This window comes from Halopseudomonas sp. MFKK-1, from assembly GCF_027474385.1.
In the GTDB taxonomy this organism is placed as follows: Bacteria; Pseudomonadota; Gammaproteobacteria; order Pseudomonadales; family Pseudomonadaceae; genus Halopseudomonas; species Halopseudomonas aestusnigri.
The window spans coordinates 3,356,277-3,372,404 of record NZ_CP114836.1; the positions used below are offsets into that span (position 1 = coordinate 3,356,277).

The 16,128-nt window shown below is 61.3% G+C and carries 17 protein-coding genes and 1 tRNA gene; 9 read left to right on the forward strand and 9 right to left on the reverse strand.

From position 1 onward, the window contains the following. Window positions 1-270 precede the first annotated feature (270 nt). Window positions 271-1,473 carry an amino acid aminotransferase gene (locus tag O5O48_RS15530; RefSeq protein ID WP_269687540.1) on the forward strand — a complete coding sequence of 401 codons (1,203 nt, stop codon included), beginning with the start codon at window positions 271-273 and terminating at the stop codon, window positions 1,471-1,473. A gap of 76 nt (window positions 1,474-1,549) precedes the next feature. Further along, window positions 1,550-1,625 (forward strand) — tRNA-Asn (locus O5O48_RS15535). Between the two features lie 48 nt (window positions 1,626-1,673). On the opposite strand, the gene O5O48_RS15540 is transcribed toward O5O48_RS15535, so the two are convergent. After that, complete coding sequence (locus O5O48_RS15540) at window positions 1,674-2,273, reverse strand: FMN-dependent NADH-azoreductase (protein WP_269687541.1); 600 nt, start codon at window positions 2,271-2,273, stop codon at window positions 1,674-1,676. A 103-nt stretch (window positions 2,274-2,376) separates the two neighbouring features. After that, window positions 2,377-2,697, reverse strand: coding sequence for a 3-phosphoglycerate kinase (locus O5O48_RS15545; protein WP_233049534.1), 321 nt, complete (start codon window positions 2,695-2,697; stop codon window positions 2,377-2,379). 99 nt (window positions 2,698-2,796) lie between these two features. Between O5O48_RS15545 and O5O48_RS15550 the strand changes: the two genes are divergently transcribed. The 3 genes from O5O48_RS15550 to O5O48_RS15560 all read left to right on the forward strand — a co-directional run bounded on the left by O5O48_RS15550 (window position 2,797) and on the right by O5O48_RS15560 (window position 5,176). Beyond that, a complete protein-coding gene (locus O5O48_RS15550) occupies window positions 2,797-3,687 on the forward strand; it encodes a LysR family transcriptional regulator (RefSeq protein WP_088275083.1) in 891 nt (296 codons plus the stop codon). A 67-nt stretch (window positions 3,688-3,754) separates the two neighbouring features. After that, window positions 3,755-4,594 carry an alpha/beta fold hydrolase gene (locus O5O48_RS15555; protein ID WP_233049533.1) on the forward strand — a complete coding sequence of 280 codons (840 nt, stop codon included), beginning with the start codon at window positions 3,755-3,757 and terminating at the stop codon, window positions 4,592-4,594. A gap of 15 nt (window positions 4,595-4,609) precedes the next feature. Next, window positions 4,610-5,176 (forward strand): peptidylprolyl isomerase, encoded by a 567-nt coding sequence (locus O5O48_RS15560; protein WP_228246492.1) that lies wholly within the window; start codon window positions 4,610-4,612, stop codon window positions 5,174-5,176. A 5-nt stretch (window positions 5,177-5,181) separates the two neighbouring features. Here the strand turns inward: O5O48_RS15560 and O5O48_RS15565 are convergent, their stop codons facing one another. Continuing rightward, window positions 5,182-6,306: a GNAT family N-acetyltransferase gene (locus O5O48_RS15565; protein WP_269687542.1), complete on the reverse strand. Its 1,125-nt coding sequence runs from the start codon at window positions 6,304-6,306 to the stop codon at window positions 5,182-5,184. A 132-nt stretch (window positions 6,307-6,438) separates the two neighbouring features. On the opposite strand from O5O48_RS15565, the gene ada reads away from it, so the two are divergent. The 4 genes from ada (at window position 6,439) to O5O48_RS15585 (ending at window position 10,816) form a co-directional block, all read left to right on the forward strand. Next, window positions 6,439-7,506, forward strand: a complete 1,068-nt coding sequence (gene ada / locus O5O48_RS15570; protein WP_269687543.1) for a bifunctional DNA-binding transcriptional regulator/O6-methylguanine-DNA methyltransferase Ada — start codon at window positions 6,439-6,441, stop codon at window positions 7,504-7,506. After that, window positions 7,499-8,410, forward strand: coding sequence for a DNA-3-methyladenine glycosylase 2 (locus tag O5O48_RS15575; RefSeq protein ID WP_269687544.1), 912 nt, complete (start codon window positions 7,499-7,501; stop codon window positions 8,408-8,410). Before ada ends, O5O48_RS15575 begins: the two co-directional genes overlap by 8 nt. 154 nt (window positions 8,411-8,564) lie before the next feature. Further along, on the forward strand, window positions 8,565-9,470 hold the full coding sequence (locus O5O48_RS15580; RefSeq protein WP_233049528.1) for a YihY/virulence factor BrkB family protein: 906 nt from the start codon (window positions 8,565-8,567) through the stop codon (window positions 9,468-9,470). A gap of 149 nt (window positions 9,471-9,619) precedes the next feature. After that, complete coding sequence (locus tag O5O48_RS15585) at window positions 9,620-10,816, forward strand: serine hydrolase domain-containing protein (RefSeq protein ID WP_269687545.1); 1,197 nt, start codon at window positions 9,620-9,622, stop codon at window positions 10,814-10,816. A 161-nt stretch (window positions 10,817-10,977) separates the two neighbouring features. Here the strand turns inward: O5O48_RS15585 and O5O48_RS15590 are convergent, their stop codons facing one another. The 6 genes from O5O48_RS15590 to O5O48_RS15615 form a co-directional block, all read right to left on the reverse strand. Continuing rightward, entirely contained in the window at window positions 10,978-11,688 is a 711-nt protein-coding gene (locus O5O48_RS15590) for a DUF2057 family protein (protein ID WP_269687546.1), read from the reverse strand. Between the two features lie 167 nt (window positions 11,689-11,855). Next, a complete protein-coding gene (locus tag O5O48_RS15595; RefSeq protein ID WP_233049525.1) occupies window positions 11,856-12,905 on the reverse strand; it encodes a porin in 1,050 nt (349 codons plus the stop codon). A gap of 284 nt (window positions 12,906-13,189) precedes the next feature. Next, complete coding sequence (locus O5O48_RS15600) at window positions 13,190-13,423, reverse strand: anti-sigma factor family protein (RefSeq protein ID WP_269687547.1); 234 nt, start codon at window positions 13,421-13,423, stop codon at window positions 13,190-13,192. Next, on the reverse strand, window positions 13,417-14,028 hold the full coding sequence (locus O5O48_RS15605) for an RNA polymerase sigma factor (RefSeq protein ID WP_088275105.1): 612 nt from the start codon (window positions 14,026-14,028) through the stop codon (window positions 13,417-13,419). Before O5O48_RS15605 ends, O5O48_RS15600 begins: the two co-directional genes overlap by 7 nt. Further along, complete coding sequence (locus tag O5O48_RS15610; protein ID WP_088275107.1) at window positions 14,028-15,149, reverse strand: beta-ketoacyl-ACP synthase III; 1,122 nt, start codon at window positions 15,147-15,149, stop codon at window positions 14,028-14,030. Before O5O48_RS15610 ends, O5O48_RS15605 begins: the two co-directional genes overlap by 1 nt. Before the next feature lie 14 nt (window positions 15,150-15,163). Continuing rightward, on the reverse strand, window positions 15,164-16,123 hold the full coding sequence (locus O5O48_RS15615) for an alpha/beta fold hydrolase (RefSeq protein WP_269687548.1): 960 nt from the start codon (window positions 16,121-16,123) through the stop codon (window positions 15,164-15,166). Window positions 16,124-16,128: the final 5 nt, after the last annotated feature.

Genomic DNA, 16,128 nt, shown 5'->3' on the forward strand with positions numbered 1-16,128 from the left:
CCAACGCGTCCGTCACTGCCTCGCAGTGACGCTATCAGCAAAGCTGTCGTCTGCCTTGAGAGCGCATTCGCGGCAAAAAGACGCGCAACGCGAAGGGAACCCGATTGGAGTTATCTGATCAGTTCCTTATAATGAGCGGCCGCTAAGATGGCACTGACAGAACCCTGATGGCGGGGCAAAGCAACCCACCCTCGTCAATCCGCAACTTCAGTGCAGTCCCCTGGCATAGCCCGACACCCTACATTCACCTGTATCGAGTTTGCCCATATCATGAGTTTGTTTTCCCCGGTAGAACTGGCCCCGCGTGATCCTATCCTTGGCTTGAACGAAGCGTTCAACGCCGATACCCGTGCGAACAAAGTCAATCTGGGTGTTGGGGTATACAGTGACGAGTCAGGCAAGGTACCGCTGCTGCGCGCAGTACAGGCCGCCGAAGAAGCCCGCGTTGCCGAACATGCCGCCCGCGCCTACCTGCCGATTGACGGCCTGGCACCCTACGATCAGGCGGTGCAAAAGCTGCTGTTCGGCGCTGACTCCGCCCTGCTCTCCTCCGGCCGCATCATTACTGCACAGGCGCTCGGCGGCACCGGCGCCCTGAAACTGGGTGCTGACTTCCTTTATCGCCTGACCGGCAAGCGAACCGTCGCCATCAGCAATCCGAGCTGGGAAAACCATCGCGCGCTGTTCGAAGCCGCTGGTTACGATGTCGTCGACTACACCTACTTCGACCCGGCAACCAACGGTCTGAACCTGAGCGGCATGCTGGCGGACCTGGAAGCGCTGGCCGAAGGCACCGTGGTTATTCTGCACGCCTGCTGCCACAACCCGACCGGTGTCGATCTGAGCCTGGCTGACTGGGCCAAGGTCATCGACGTTGTTGGCCGCCGCCAACTTGTCCCCTTCCTCGACATCGCCTATCAGGGATTCGGCGAGAATCTCGAAGACGACGCGGTTGCCGTGCGCCTGTTTGCCGAGTCCGGTCTGCCATTCCTGGTTGCCAGCTCCTTCTCCAAATCCTTCTCGCTGTATGGCGAGCGCGTTGGCGCCCTGACCATGGTCACCGCCAGCAAGGAAGAAACTGCACCGGTGCTGTCGCAGCTCAAGCGCGTTATCCGCACCAACTACTCCAACCCGCCGACCCACGGTGCCAAGGTAGTTGCAGCGGTGCTCACCAACCCTGAGCTGTATGCCCTGTGGGAAGAAGAACTGGCCGAGATGCGTGACCGTATCCGCGACATGCGCGCAGCCCTGGTTCAGAAGCTGCAGGAAGCCGGCGTCGAACAGGACGTCAGCTTCATTCAGCGCCAGCGTGGCATGTTCTCCTTCTCCGGCCTGAGCAAGGAGCAGGTGGCACGCCTGGCAGACGAGTTCGGCATCTACGCTGTTGGCAGCGGCCGCATCTGTGTCGCGGCGCTGAATAACAGCAACATCGACGCCGTTGCCCAGGCAATGGCTGCGGTCATGAAGGCGTGAGTTTCACGCCTGATTGATCAATTGGCTTCAAGGCGTTGACTTCCATCATTTTTTTGGTAAAGTGCGCAGCGTCCATTCCGCGATAGCTCAGTCGGTAGAGCAAATGACTGTTAATCATTGGGTCCCTGGTTCGAGTCCAGGTCGCGGAGCCAAATTAAAAAACCCGGCTGATTGCCGGGTTTTTTATTGCCTGCGTTTTATCAGGCGATGGCAGCCAAAGCCTGATCCGCTTCAGCGCGGCCCTTGGCAGCCTCTTCCTCGCCCAACGCCTGACCTTCAACGTTGACGAATTCCACATCCAGAATGCCGATAAAGCCCAGCAACTGACGAATGTAGGGCTCCTGGAAGTCGATCGGCGTACCGGCATAGCGGCCACCACGGGCGGTCACCACATAGACCTTGCGATCACCTGCCAGACCTACAGGTCCATTTTCGGTGTACTTGAAGGTGCGCCCGGCCAGCAAAACGTGGTCGAACCAGCTTTTCAAGGTAGAGGTAATGCCGAAGTTGTACATGGAAGAGCCAATCACGACGATATCGCTGGCAAGCAACTCATCGATCAACTGTCCCGACCGGGCAGCGGCCGCCCGCTCCTCCTCAGTCTGTTCCTCGGCTGGCTTCATCCAGCCGCCAAGCAGGGTGCCGTCAAGGTGGGGGATCGGCTCAGCGCCCAAGTCACGGGTCACCACCCAGGAACCGGGGTTGGCCGCTTCAATCTGGCGCACCAGCTGCGCAGTGTATTCGCGGGTCAGCGACCCTTCCTGACGGGCACTGGATTGCACTACAAGGATCTTTTTCATGGCTCGACTCCATCTTTCGGTAAAGGATGGCGCCATGATAGAACCAATAAAAAGATAAAAAAGCGCAAAAATGCGCTAATACCAATCGGCTAAATTGATATATTCAGTTTACACTGCAGCGCACATCGACCCTGACGCGAGTGATAGCCCGCTGGAAAGACTGACTGACCACCGTGCTCTCCCCTGCGGCCAGCCGCACCCGGCGCGGCGCGGGCCGTTCCGGGCCGTTGACGAACGTCGCCTCGCACAGAGCCGTGTTAGCCCCGGCATTACGCAGCGTCACTGTTGCGATATTACTGATGTCCGTGGTCCGGGTTTCGATGGTCACCCCATCGAGATGCGCTTCCAGATCGATTGGAAAGGCCTGGGCAGCTGCGGGCAGTAACAGGCAGGTCAGTGCGCTGGCGGAGACGAGAGAACGCATCGAAAACTCCTTGCGGCAATACAGATGCACGACGCGTGCAAGCGTCGGGCGTGCCCCGAAACGAACACGCTCGAATACGATACGGCAGAGGATGGCAAGATGAAAGCACCACGTGTAACCCTCGAACAATGGCGCACCCTGCAGGCGGTCATCGACCACGGCGGCTTTGCCCAGGCAGCAGAGGCGCTGCACCGCTCACAGTCCTCGGTCAGCTACACGGTAGCGCGCATGCAGGAACAACTGGGCGTGCCGCTGCTGACCATTGAGGGCCGCAAGGCGGTGCTGACCGAGGCCGGCACGGTGCTGCTCAGGCGCTCCCGCCAGTTGCTGTCACAGGCCAGTCAGCTGGAAATGCTGGCCACCGAGATGGAGCTGGGCTGGGAGCCGGAAGTGCGTCTGGTAGTCGATGCCGCCTACCCTACCGAGCGGCTGGCCAGTGCCCTGCGCGCGTTCATGCCCCAAAGCCGTGGCTGCCGGGTGCAACTGCGCGAGGAGGTGCTCTCCGGCGTGGAAGATTGCCTGCTTGATGGCTCCGCCGACCTGGCCATTTCCGGGCTCAGCATCGCCGGCTTCCTGCCGCAACAGCTCAACTCGGTCGACTTCGTCGCGGTTGCCCACCCCGAGCATCCGCTGCACCAATTGCAGCGCAGCCTGACCCATGACGATCTGCAAGGCCACCTGCAGATCGTTATCCGCGACTCGGGGCAGCACAAGCCCAGGGATTCCGGCTGGCTTGGCGCCGAGCAACGCTGGACGGTAGCCAGTCTGGGCACCGCCGCCCGTATGGTCGCCAGCGGCCTGGGCTTTGCCTGGCTGCCCTGCCACGAGATACGCCACCTGATCAACGACGGCAAACTGAAAGCCTTGCCGCTGGAGAAAGGCGCCAACCGCTCGGTACCACTGTTCCTGTACGCCAACAAGGACCGCCCGGTCGGCCCGGCCACGCGCATTCTTGCCGACCTGATCATTGAACATTCGATGACAGACTGATGCAGCACTTCAATTGGCAGGACGTCCATGCATAGAATGCCATCTCTATTCGTCAGGGACGCCGTCCATGCCACAGATCCGACTGAACGACTGTGAATTCCATTACACCGACCAGGGCTCGGGCCAGCCGGTACTCTTGCTGCACGGTCTTGGTTCCAGCGAGCAGGACTGGGAATACCAGATACCCGCGCTCAGCGCCCATTACCGCGTGCTATGCCTGGATATGCGTGGCCACGGCGGCACCGACAAAACCGGCAAGGGCTACTCGATAGCCCAGTTCGCCCGGGACTGTCTGGCCTTCATCGAGGCAATGGGGCTGGAAAAGCCGCACATCGTCGGCCTGTCGATGGGCGGCATGATCGCCTTTCAACTCGCCACGGACGCTCCTGAGGTGCCGGCCAGTCTGACCATCGTCAATAGCGCACCCGAGGTCATCCCCCGTCGCCCGGCGGAACTATGGATGGCCGGCAAGCGCCTGTTTTTCGCCCACGTATTACCGATGTCGACCATCGCCAAGGGGCTCTCTCGCCTGCTGTTCCCCAAGCCTGAGCAGGTGAACCATCGGCAAACATTCATCCAGCGCTGGACCGCCAACCATCGACGCAGCTATCTGGCGTCACTGCGGGCGATTGTCGGCTGGGGCGTCAGTAACCAGCTGGACCGTATCAGTTGCCCGGTGCTGGTCGTCAGCGCCGATCAGGATTACACCCCGGTTGAACTCAAGCGCGAATACGTCAGTCGCATGGGCGACGCCAGGCTTGAGGTGATTGCCGATTCACGGCACGCTACCCCGGTTGACCAACCCGACGCTTTCAACACGCTGTTGCTGAATTTCCTGAGCCAGGTCGACAGCAGCCGCGTAACAACAACGACAGAGCCTGCCCAGGCAGGCCTTTCCACCCTCTGACCACGGAGTCAAACCATGCTCAAACACCTGATTGGTGCCACTACCCTGCTGCTGCTCAGCAGCACCGCGCTGGCCGAAAACCCGCGTGTGCAACTGACCACCAACCTCGGCGACATCGTTGTCGAGCTGAACGAGGAGCAGGCACCCATCAGCGCCGCCAACTTCCTGCGTTATGTCGAAGCAGGCCACTACGACGGCGTGATTTTCCACCGTGTGATCCCGGGCTTCATGATTCAGACCGGCGGCTTCGACAGCAACATGCGTCAGCGTGAAACCGGCAACCCGATCAAGAACGAAGCCGACAACGGCCTGCGCAATCTGCGCTACACCCTAGCCATGGCCCGCACCGGCGTAGTCGACAGCGCCACCAGCCAGTTCTTCATCAATCTGGATAACAACGATTTCCTCGACCACGGCTCACGCGACTTCGGCTATGCCGTGTTCGGCAAGGTCGTCAGCGGTGAACAGGTTGTTGAAACCATCGGCAAGGTACCCACCACCAGCCGCAGCGGGCACCAGAACGTCCCGGTCAACCCGGTCACCATCATCAGCGCCACCCGCCTGGAAGACGGCGCCGAGTAAGCTCGCTACTCAGCTGCCTGCCGGAATGGCAGGTAGCTGATTGCCTCCTGCTGATAGGCTTTCACTCCCGCGCGCTCGCGCAGCAAAAAATCCGCTACCGCCCCATGCAGGCCCGGCTGCAGCTTGTGCCATGACTGTGTCAACACCGGCTCAAAGCCGCGCACCAGCTTGTGCTCACCCTGCGCCCCGGCATCAAACCGCTTTAGCCCTTCAGCAATACAGCGCTCCATACCCTGATAGAAACAGGTCTCAAAGTGCAGGCGGTCAAACTCCTCAAGGCAGCCCCAGTAACGCCCATACAGGGTGTCGCCACCGACGAGAAACAACGCGCCGGCGACTGGCCGCTCACCCTGCATGGCAAACAGCAGGCGAACGCTGGCCTGGCAGTAACGGTTCAACAAGATAAAAAACTCAGGCGGCAGATAGGGCTCCTGTCCGCGCTTGTAATAGGTCGCCGCGTAAAACGGGTAGAACTGCCGCCAGACCGCCTCATCCAGCTGCTCGCCGGTCAGCCAGCGGAACTCGACGCCCTGATCGCGAATCGCCTGCCGCTCCTTGCGAAAGTTCTTGCGCTTGCGCGAGTTGCAGGCGGCCAGAAAGTCGTCGAAGCACTGATAGCCCCGGTTGTACCAGTGAAACTGGCAACCCAGGCGCTGCAGCCAGCCATGCTCCTGCAACAGATCGTTCTCGCTGCCAAGATTGAACAGCAGATGCAGGCTGGACACCTCACCGGCCTGCAACTCGGCATCCAGCCCGCCAAGCAGCGCACCGGCCGCCGCCGGATCCCGCGCAATCAAACGCGGCCCCTGCACCGGTGAAAACGGCGCCGCACTGAGGTATTTCGGGTAATAGCGCTGCCCCGCCCGTTCCCAGGCTTCGGCCCACTGCCAGTCGAACACGTACTCACCCCAGGAGTGGCTTTTGCGATACAGCGGCATCAGTGCCAGCAGCTCACCGTCCTGCTCGACCACCCGGTGTGCAGGCTCCCAGCCAGAGGCCGCGCATACCGCTCCGCTTTCTTCCAGTGCGCGCAGAAAGCCGTGGCACAGAAACGGGTAGTCTGCCGCGAGTAGCGCGTCCCAGCGGGCGGCATCAACATCATTGATCGAACGTAAGCGTTTCGGCACCATGGAGCAAAACCCATCCGGCAAATGACACAGCAGCCGATGATGACCGGCTGCCGATTCAGTAGCAAGATACCGGATGCAGCCCCGATCTGCCGCAGGCAACATCGATAGCAGACACCCCGGCGAGACACGGCAATGATCCATACACCTCCAGACAGTCTGACCCGGCAGCGCCTGCAGCAGATCCAGGCCCGCGATGCCGCCGCAGATGGCAGCTTTATCTACGCGGTCATCACCACGGGCGTGTATTGCCGACCAAGCTGCCCGTCCCGTCAGGCAAAGGCGGAAAACCTGCGTTTATTTACCAACACCGCCGAGGCCCGCGCAGCAGGCTTTCGGCCCTGCCTGCGCTGCAAACCGGATGGAGAACCCAACGCCGAACGGCAGGCGCGCGTTACCCGCTTATGCCGCCTGATTGAGCAGGCCGAGCAGGCGCCCACGTTGCAGCAACTGGCCGAAGCAGCCGGGCTGAGTCGCTGGCACCTGCAACGTGAATTCCGCAGGGAAACCGGCGTAACACCCAAAGAGTACGCCCGCGCTGTGCGGCAAAAACGTCTGCATCAACAGCTGGCCGACGCCCCGACAGCAACAAACGCCGCTTTCGCTGCGGGGTTTGGCTCGACCAGCCACTTCTACGCTGAAGCCCCCCGTGAACTCGGTATGCCTGCGGCGGATTATCGTCAGGGCGGCTCCAGGCAGCAGATCGGTTTTGCCATCGGCCCCTGCCCGCTCGGCCGCGTGCTGGTCGCCCTCAGCGCACAGGGCATCTGCTCGATCCTGCTGGGCGATGATGACACCCTGCTGGAAGCCGATCTGCGAGCACGCTTTCCGAAAGCCCAGTGCACGCCCGATAAGGGCCTTGGCGACCAGCTGGGCGCCGTGGTCGCGCTGATCGAGTCACCACACCAGGCGCAGCAGCTGCCGCTGGACATTCGCGGCACCGCCTTTCAACGTCGCGTCTGGCAGGCGCTGCAAGCCATCCCGCCCGGCCAGACCCGAAGCTACTCCGAGCTGGCCGAGGCCATGGGCTCGCCCAGCGCCGCAAGGGCGGTAGCCGGCGCCTGCGCTGCCAACCCGCTGGCTATCGTCGTGCCCTGCCACCGTATTGTCCGCAGCGACGGCAGTCTGTCTGGTTATCGCTGGGGCGTAGAACGCAAACGCGCGCTCCTGCAACGCGAGGCGCAGGGCCCAAAGGATGACTGAAGCCGGTACCGCACTGCGCCTCACCCTGCCCGCAGACTATCGTCATGCCGATGTGCAGCGCTTCTACGCCCGTGACCGCGAGCAGGTCTCGGAACGCACAACAGGCCAGCGCATCGAAAAGGCCCTGCACTGGCAAGGCCACCCCACCCTGCTGCAACTGGATTTCAGCGAACCCGGCAGCGTGCTGGCCCAGCTGTCGATTGCAGAACCCGACACCACTGCGCTCCTGCATTACCTGCGCAACCTGCTCGGCCTGAATCAGGATATCGACGGCCTGCGCATTGCCCACGGCGCGCACCCCGAGATCGCCCGACTACTCAGGCAAACACCCGGCCTGCGCATGCCGCAGAGCGCCAGCCCGTTTGAAGCCGCCTGCTGGGCGGTCATCGGCCAGATGATCAGCGTCGATGCCGCCATCTCCGTACGCCGCCGCGTTATTCGCGCACTGGGTACGCCACTGGCCAACGGCATGCATTGCCACCCCCAACCCGACGCACTGCTGGGCGCGACACCAGACGACGTGCGCAGCTGCGGCCTGTCCGCCAGCAAAGCCGCCACCCTGATACGCCTGGCCAAGGCAGTAGAAAGCAACCAGTTGCCATTGGACACCTGGTCCGCCACCACCCCGTCACCCGCCGCAGCTATTGCCGAAGGCCTCGCCAGCATCAAAGGCATCGGCCCCTGGACCCAGAGCTATATCCTGCTGCGCGGCTACGGCGTACTCGACGGCTCCATGCACGGCGACGTCGTCGTGCGCAAACGACTCGGCGCACTGCTCAACCTGCCCGAAGCACCGGACCAAGCCTTTACCCAACAATGGCTCGCCCAGTTCGGCTCCTGGAAAGCCCTGGTCGCCGCCCACCTCTGGGCCATGCCAGCCGACACCCAAGCCAAAGACTACTAACAGCGATAGTGCTGGCTGTGCAAAGTCGGCATCCTGGCCCCCTGCCGCTGGCCCCAATCCGCCGCGCATGTCTACAATGCCCCTGACCCACAAAACAACAGCGACATAAGGCTTTCTCGACAATGGCTTTCGGTTCCCACGGCAGTAGCGCCCTATGATCAGACACTGGTTCGATATTTTCCGCTCCGCGGTGCAGAACTGGCTGGAAAGCCAGGCCTTTATCTATGCCGCGGCTCTGGCGTTTTTCACGGTGTTTTCCATTGCGCCGGTGCTGGTGGTGGTCGTGGCGCTGGTGGGGTTTGTGTTGGGTGAGCGCGCGGTAGAGGGGCAGCTATTTGCGCAGCTTGAGGGCACTATCGGGCCTGAGGCGGCGGGGGTTATTCAAACGGCGGTGGCCAATTCGCAGATAGATCAGAGCGGCATCTGGCCGGCGTTGATTGGCATTCTGGCCACCATCGTTGGTGCAACCACGGTGTTCGGCAAGATGCAGCAGTCGCTGAACCAGATCTGGGGCGTGGCACCGCGCCCGTCGCGTAACAACCTTTGGCTGTTGATCAAAAGTCGCCTGCTGTCGCTGACCCTGATTCTGGCTATCGGTTTTATTCTGCTGGTGTCGCTGACGCTGTCTGTCGCCTTCAGTGCAGTAATGGCCTTTGCCGACAGCTGGCTGCCCGTTCCGGCACCGGCCATGGTGGCGATGGAGTTTTGCCTGTCTCTGGCGTTGACCACGCTGCTGTTTGCGGCGATGTTCAAGATTCTGCCGGATGTGCTGCTGTCGTGGCGTGATGTGCTGGTAGGCGCCTTTATTACAGCAGTACTGTTCGCCGCCGGTCGCTCCCTGATTGCACTCTATCTTGCCTACTCGGCTACCGCGTCGGCCTATGGCGCTGCCGGCTCGCTGGCCCTGCTGCTGCTCTGGGTGAACTATTCCTCGATGATCCTGCTGTTTGGTGCCGCCTTTACCCGCGCGCACCTGGAAGGCCGTGGTCTGGAAGTGCGGCCCAAGCGCACGGCGGTGCGCGTGCAGCGCGAGTTGATAGCCAAGGCGCCGCAGGACTGACCCCGTTGCGGCCAGTTCGGCTGCCGCACACAGGTATTTAGCAAGCGACGGCTGCCGAATCACGCGGGCTTATGCAGCCGGCGCAATCCCCCATCCTGCACGCAACTCCCGTAAGTTATGCCCACAACAATAAAAGATGGAGTACACGCATGAAGAAAGGGATTCTTTCGATCATTGTGCTGCTGGCAATCGCCTGCGGCGTTTTCTGGGTCACGGCCGACCAGGATATGCGCCGACTGGCGCTGAACCTGCCAACCAGCACCAATGTGCTGTTCTGGTCCGACGATCAGCGCGATGCCGGTTTCAGGGCGCTGGATCGCCTGCCGGTTCTGAGCGACTCCCGGGTAATCGAGGCGGGTGACAACGTATACCCCCTGCCCAACGGCGCACCGCTGGATGTGGGTGTGGACGTAGATGCCTACATGGACTCCCAGCGCGCCGCTGCACTGATCATCGTGCACGACGGCAAGGTACGGCTCGAAAAGTACGCCATGGACTTTGGCCCCGATGGACGCTGGACCAGTTTCTCGGTCGCCAAGTCATTTACCTCGACGCTGGTCGGCGCCGCGATTCAGGACGGTTACATCAAAAGTATCGACGACATGGTGTCGGACTATATACCGGACCTCAAGGGCTCGGCGTACGACAACGTGACCATAGCCCAGCTGCTTACCATGACCTCGGGCGTGGCATGGAACGAGGATTACGCCGACCCGAACTCGGACGTAGCCCGCTTCAACTCGCACACTGCCGAGCCCGGTATGGACGTGACCGTCAGTTATATGCGCCAGCTGCAGGCCGAGGCCGAGCCCGGCACCAAATGGGTGTACAAAACCGGCGAGACCAACCTGATTGGCGTGCTTGCCAGCTCGGCCGCCAACAAGCCGCTGGCTGAGTATCTGTCGGAAAAGATCTGGAAACCCTTTGGCATGCAACAGGACGCCACCTGGCTGCTCGGCTCCACCGGCCATGAAATCAGCGGCTGTTGCGTGCAGGCCGCCACCCGGGACTACGCCCGCTTCGGCCTGTTCATGCTCGGCGGCGGTATCGCCGGCGGAAAGCAGGTACTGCCCGAGGGCTGGATCACCGAGGCTACCCACAAACAGGTGGATATCGGCGTGCCGGGCCGCGGCTACGGCTATCAGTGGTGGACCCTCGACGACGGCGCCTACATGGCCCAGGGCATTTTCGGGCAAAGCATCTTTATCGACCCGAACCGCCAGCTGGTCATCGCCGCCAACGGTAACTGGCCGCAGGCCACCGACAGGCAAGGCGGCACCCAGGGCAAGGACCGTTTGACCTTTTACCGCCAGGTACAGCAAGCCATCGATGCCGAGCAACCGTAAAGCGGACCAAGCCGCAAGCGTGTCCGCGCGGTTGCACCGAGTGATCGGGCTACGCGTGGCCAAGGCTGCGCGATTCACCACCCTAGCGGCACATGCACAAAAAAATCCCCGCGTGAGCGGGGAATAAGGTGCAGCACACAAGCCTACGGGGTGTTACTCGATTACTGAGCGGCCCATTCGAGGAAGGCGTCACGGCTTTCCGGGCTGAGCATCAGGTAGATCTGCTTCAAGGTAGCAAGGGTCGATGCGTCATGCGGCAGCGTCTGGGCTGGCGCAGCAGCCTGCGACGGAGTCGGCACGGCCATCGGCACTTGCGCGGTAGCCTGGGGAGCCGCGCCAATCGGAGCGATACCGTGATCCCGGGTGGCGACCATGGTGCCAGAACCGAACATTTCGCCCAGCAGCGACACATAACGCGGACCCGGTTCGCTGACAACACGCTCGCCGGTGCGGGTGTTGACGGCAACGCCTTCGAAGTTATTTTCCATTTCCTGAGCCTGCTTCAGGTTGCCCGGCTCATCGAACTCAATGCGCCATAACTCGCCGGCCTGACCGTCGATGGTGAAGGTCGCGCTGCGGGTACGGACGATTTCGTGGCTCAGACCGCCGCCCACATCGTAGCCGTTTTCAAAGTACGCATTGATGCGGTACTTGCCCGGCTGCAGCTCCAGCTGACGCAGGTTGTTGCCGACCATACGATTGGCTTCCGGCGCAGGCTGACCGTTGATATTGAGGACCTCAAGGGTGTTGGGCATTTCAACAACCAGGACCTGCGAAGCAGGCTGTTCGGCGCCTGAGTACAGTTTGACGGGAGCCTGCTGGGCGCAAGCGGACAGCAGCGCGGCGGCGGCGAGACAGAGCAGTTGACGCATGGGATAGAACTCCTGGCACAAGTGAACATTGAGATCCGGTCGTGATCACACTTTATGACCACCTGGCGACGAGATTAAGACTGCAGGGTTTCACTTTAATGACAAAGCCGGACTGTTTTCTCAAACAGTCCGGCTTTGGGGTACTTCAATCCTGTCAGATGACGGGATCAGAAGTCGTAACGCAGGCCTACCGAGAAGCCGGTTGCGTCTTCGCCCAGTGCACCAGCCGGGTTGGCGGTACGTGCCTGGCTCCAGGGAGTCAGAGCAACGTTCTCGTCATTTTCAACCATGGCGTAGTTGGCGTAGACACGAACAGCCTTGTCCAGCTTGTGCTCGATACCTACAGCCAGCATGTCGCTGTCAAAGTTGTCGGCATCGGAGTCGCGGGTCAGCCACATGGCTTTCAGCGCAGTAGCGGAACCGACTTTCAGCTCGCCACCCAGACCGTAAGTGTCGGAGGTCAGTGCGTCCTGAACAGCTTGAGTCGCTGCCGGGTTGGTGTAGTCGACAGTCTGGTAGAAACCAACCAGTTTGAAGCCGTCAGTGATCTTGTAGGCAGCGGCAGCACGGATACCGTCGCGCTCGCCACGGCCGGTGTCTTCGTCGGCAGCTTCGTACGCCAAAGCCGCTTCCAGGGCGTCACCAGCATAGTTCAGGGAGCCGCTGATCACGCTGTCGTCGGTGTCGTCTTCATTGACGGTGCTTTCCTGAACGGAGTAGCCCAGTTTGGCGAAGAAGCCGTTCATGTCCGGCGTGGTGTATTCCAGAGTGTTGTCATAACGCTCGTCGAAGCGGGCGTTGCCAACGCGGGTCAGGTTGCGCATGTCGCCGACCTGATCGCCGAACAGGTTGGCCGGGCCGCGAGCTGCTTTGAAGGGGCTGTCGAAACGACCCATGCGAGCGGAACCAAAGTTGCCTTTCAGACCGACGAAGGTATCGCGGGTGTTGAAGGAGCTGCCGTTGTCGGTACCGAAGTCGATCTGCTGCTCAATCTGGAAGAAGGCAGTCAGGTTCGGGTTGATCTCGTGGTCGCCCTTGAAGCCCAGACGGGAAGAGTTGCTGGACAGGTTGGTTTCGGAGTAGTCCGCACCGTCATCCAGGAAATCGACGGATACGTGGGCGCGGCCGTAGATGCTTACATCGGCCATGGCGACTGCCGGAATGGCGGCAGCCAGTGCGGTTACGGCGAATCCAGCGAAGTGCTTGCGCAGAGTCATTGAGTCTTCCCTCAGTTATGTTTTGCGTTGACAGTGAAACAACACATTGGGGCTCGCCGGATGGGGCGGCGCCCGGTGTTGGAGGGAATACTGGCAGCGCCATATTTCAGATCAGTTGCGCGGACATGAACATTCGATGACAGGGGAACTTTTTCCGTACGCAGCACATCCGCCAGGAAGACGGAAACAGCTTTACCTTGAAAGCATCGAGATAGAGGGGTTCAGAGCAGTCGAGGATGACGCGGCCGACACCCGTCTGAAACGTACGAGCGCTGATTGACGAGTCAGTGATGGTCGCGGCGAACCGCCTGCATTGCCTTGATCAACGCGTCCAGCTCCGCCACATCGGCGTCTGGCAGCTGGCGGATGACCCGCTGACTAAGCCGCAGCTGGCGAATGAACCGTCGGCAACGCAGACAGACAGCCAGATGCGCCGCAACCGCCAGGCGCTGCTTGAACTTCAGCTCGCCATCCAGCAGATCGCTTGACCGCCCAACCAGCTCCTTGCACGTCAACATTCGCCCGTTACCTCAAAATGCTCCAGCGTCGCAAATACACTCAGACGGGCGCGATGCAGCAGCACCCTGACATTGGAGTGCGAGATGTCCAGCAGGTTACAAATGTCGGTTAATTCGAGCCCCTGCCGTTCACGCAGCAGCAACACACTGCGCTGCAGCTCGGAGAGCGAGTTCAGGGTATGTTCGAGGCAGTCACGCAATGCCTGCTCGTCAAGCAATGCTTCGGGTGAGTCGCTGTGCCAGAGCGGCAGCTCCCCGGCCCAGTGCCCGTCAGATGCAAAGCGTCGGTCGTCGATGGAGCCATGCGGCCCGGTCAGGTCGTCGAGCAGGACCTCGCGACGCTGTTTGCGCAGGCGCGACTTTGCGGTGTTGGCGGTGATGGTAAGCAGCCAGGTCTTGAGACTTGAGCGCGCGGCAAACCCGTTGAGGTTGCGCACGACCGCAAGCCAGCTTTCCTGCACCACTTCTTCGGCATTGGCGATTCCGACAATCGCCGTCGCGACCGCCCGCATGGCCCCCTGGTAAGTGGATACCAGCTGACGGTACGCGCCCTGTTCTCCGGCGAGCAGGCGCTGAATCAGATCCTGCTCGTCGGTCACACGGATCAGCCCTTGCGGACGATGACGCTACCGATGGAGTAACCCGCGCCGAAGGAGCAGATCACGCCGTGGCTGCCGACCGGCAGGTCAGCCTGGTGCTGGTGGAACGCGATGATCGAACCGGCAGAACTGGTATTCGCGTACTGGTCAAGCACCACTGGCGCTTCTTCTACGCTGGGGTCACGACCGAGCAGCTTGCGGGCGATCAGCATGTTCATGTTGAGGTTGGCCTGGTGCAGCCAGAAGCGCTTGACGTCGGCAACAGCGAGACCGGTTTCGGTCAGGTGCTCACCGATCAGTTCGGCGACCATCGGGCATACGTCGCGAAACACCTTGCGACCGTTCTGCATGAACAGCTTGTCGCGCGCGCCGATGCCGGACTCGTCACAGCGGTTGAGGAAGCCGAAGTTGTTGCGGATGTTGTTGGAGAACTTGGTCAGCAGCTTGGTGCCAAGGATCTCGTAAGGGTGTTCGCAGACCGCATCTTCGGCGCGCTCGATAACCACCGCGGTGCAGGCATCACCAAAGATGAAATGGCTGTCGCGATCGCGGAAACTCATGTGGCCGGTACAGACTTCAGGGTTGACCATCAGCACGGCGCGGGCCTGACCGAGGGCAACGGTATTGGCTGCATTCTGAATACCGAAGGTGGCCGAGGAGCAGGCCACATTCATGTCGAACCCGAAACCCTCGATGCCCAGTGCTTCCTGCACCTCAACCGACAGTGCCGGATAGGCGCGCGGCAGGTTGGAGCAGGCAACGATGACGCCATCGATATCAGCCGGTGTGCGACCAGCAGCTTCAAGCGCCTGATGGGCAGCCTTCACGGCCATCTCGCACAGCAGCGATTGTTCGTCGTCGCTGCGCTCGGGAATGGAAGGGACCATGCGATCCACGTCCAGGATGCCGCTCTTGTTAATGACATAGCGAGCCTTGATGCCCGATGCCTTCTCGATAAACTCGGTACTGGAGCACGCCAGGGGTTCAACGCTACCGGCTTCGATAGCTGCGGCATTCTCAGCGTTGAAACGCTCTACGTAGGCATTGTAACTGGCAACCAGCTCTTCATTGCTGATGCTCTCGGACGGGGTAAACAAACCTGTTCCGCTGATCACGACTCTGTGCACGGTCGGTCCTCTTCTCATGTAATGTACGCCGCTCCCTCAACGTCCGCTGCGCTACAGCGAGGGAACAGCTCTTGTGTGTGCGTAGGTTGCTGGCGCTGAGCCAGCCAGTCGGCAATCAGCGGGAAATGATCCTGCTCTGCCTGCGGATGGGTGAGCAGATCGGTGTGCCCGTAATGGCGCGAGCAACCCCGGCCCTTTTCCAGCAAGATTACCTGTGCATCATGTCTGCCCAACTCGTGGGCAAACCGTCTGACATCCTGCATGTGCCCCAACACGCGATCACGATCGCCAGCCAGATACAGGCTGGGGGGCCACGCCAGACTCTTCAAGGCGCTAGCATAGTCGAAACCATCCTCAAGATCACGCCATTCGCCGCGCTCCCAGGCCAGGCAAACGGTGTGAACATCGACGCTCTCATCGTGACTGCCCAGTCCCATTGAGCAGGCCGGGATGCGCCCCTTGAACCGACCGGCAACAGACGCCAACGCCCCCCAGATACAGCGCCGGGCAAAGCGGGTAAAACGGCCACCGGCCAGCGCTCGACGGCGCACGCCGAGCTGCACCAGCCCGCAGATCGAGGCCAGCAACTGGGGCTTGCGGATCAACGCTGCCGCCAGCCACACGCCACCCCAGCCGTGGCTGACGACAAACAGCCGCTGATCGGGGTGTTCGGAGCGCAGCCATTCAAGCAGGGCCGGAATATCGGCCTGCAACAGGTCCCACATGCGAATCGGCTGCGGCCCACCGAGCGCGGGCTGACTGTCACCGTGGCCGCGCAGATCGGCTACGTAAACGCAGCAGCCCTGCTCCGCAAGATAACGGGCCAGCCCGTGTTCGGCAGGCAAAAATACCCGACTGTCGGACATGGCACCATGCAGCAACAGGACCACAGGCCCCGACGTTGGCGCTGCGCCCAGGCGCTGCAGCTGCAATTGGCCGCCGTTGTCACTTGCCACCCGAATAGGCTCGATCACTCCAG

Coding starts and splice junctions, on each gene's coding strand:
- O5O48_RS15565 (WP_269687542.1), bottom strand. CDS start 6,306: ATGGTGCCGAAACGCTTACGTTCGATCAATGATGTTGATGCCGCCCGC.
- O5O48_RS15575 (WP_269687544.1), top strand. CDS start 7,499: ATGACTGAAGCCGGTACCGCACTGCGCCTCACCCTGCCCGCAGACTAT.
- O5O48_RS15550 (WP_088275083.1), top strand. CDS start 2,797: ATGAAAGCACCACGTGTAACCCTCGAACAATGGCGCACCCTGCAGGCG.
- O5O48_RS15580 (WP_233049528.1), top strand. CDS start 8,565: ATGATCAGACACTGGTTCGATATTTTCCGCTCCGCGGTGCAGAACTGG.
- O5O48_RS15545 (WP_233049534.1), bottom strand. CDS start 2,697: ATGCGTTCTCTCGTCTCCGCCAGCGCACTGACCTGCCTGTTACTGCCC.
- O5O48_RS15595 (WP_233049525.1), bottom strand. CDS start 12,905: ATGACTCTGCGCAAGCACTTCGCTGGATTCGCCGTAACCGCACTGGCT.
- O5O48_RS15585 (WP_269687545.1), top strand. CDS start 9,620: ATGAAGAAAGGGATTCTTTCGATCATTGTGCTGCTGGCAATCGCCTGC.
- ada (WP_269687543.1), top strand. CDS start 6,439: ATGATCCATACACCTCCAGACAGTCTGACCCGGCAGCGCCTGCAGCAG.
- O5O48_RS15540 (WP_269687541.1), bottom strand. CDS start 2,273: ATGAAAAAGATCCTTGTAGTGCAATCCAGTGCCCGTCAGGAAGGGTCG.
- O5O48_RS15590 (WP_269687546.1), bottom strand. CDS start 11,688: ATGCGTCAACTGCTCTGTCTCGCCGCCGCCGCGCTGCTGTCCGCTTGC.
- O5O48_RS15560 (WP_228246492.1), top strand. CDS start 4,610: ATGCTCAAACACCTGATTGGTGCCACTACCCTGCTGCTGCTCAGCAGC.
- O5O48_RS15530 (WP_269687540.1), top strand. CDS start 271: ATGAGTTTGTTTTCCCCGGTAGAACTGGCCCCGCGTGATCCTATCCTT.
- O5O48_RS15600 (WP_269687547.1), bottom strand. CDS start 13,423: ATGTTGACGTGCAAGGAGCTGGTTGGGCGGTCAAGCGATCTGCTGGAT.
- O5O48_RS15555 (WP_233049533.1), top strand. CDS start 3,755: ATGCCACAGATCCGACTGAACGACTGTGAATTCCATTACACCGACCAG.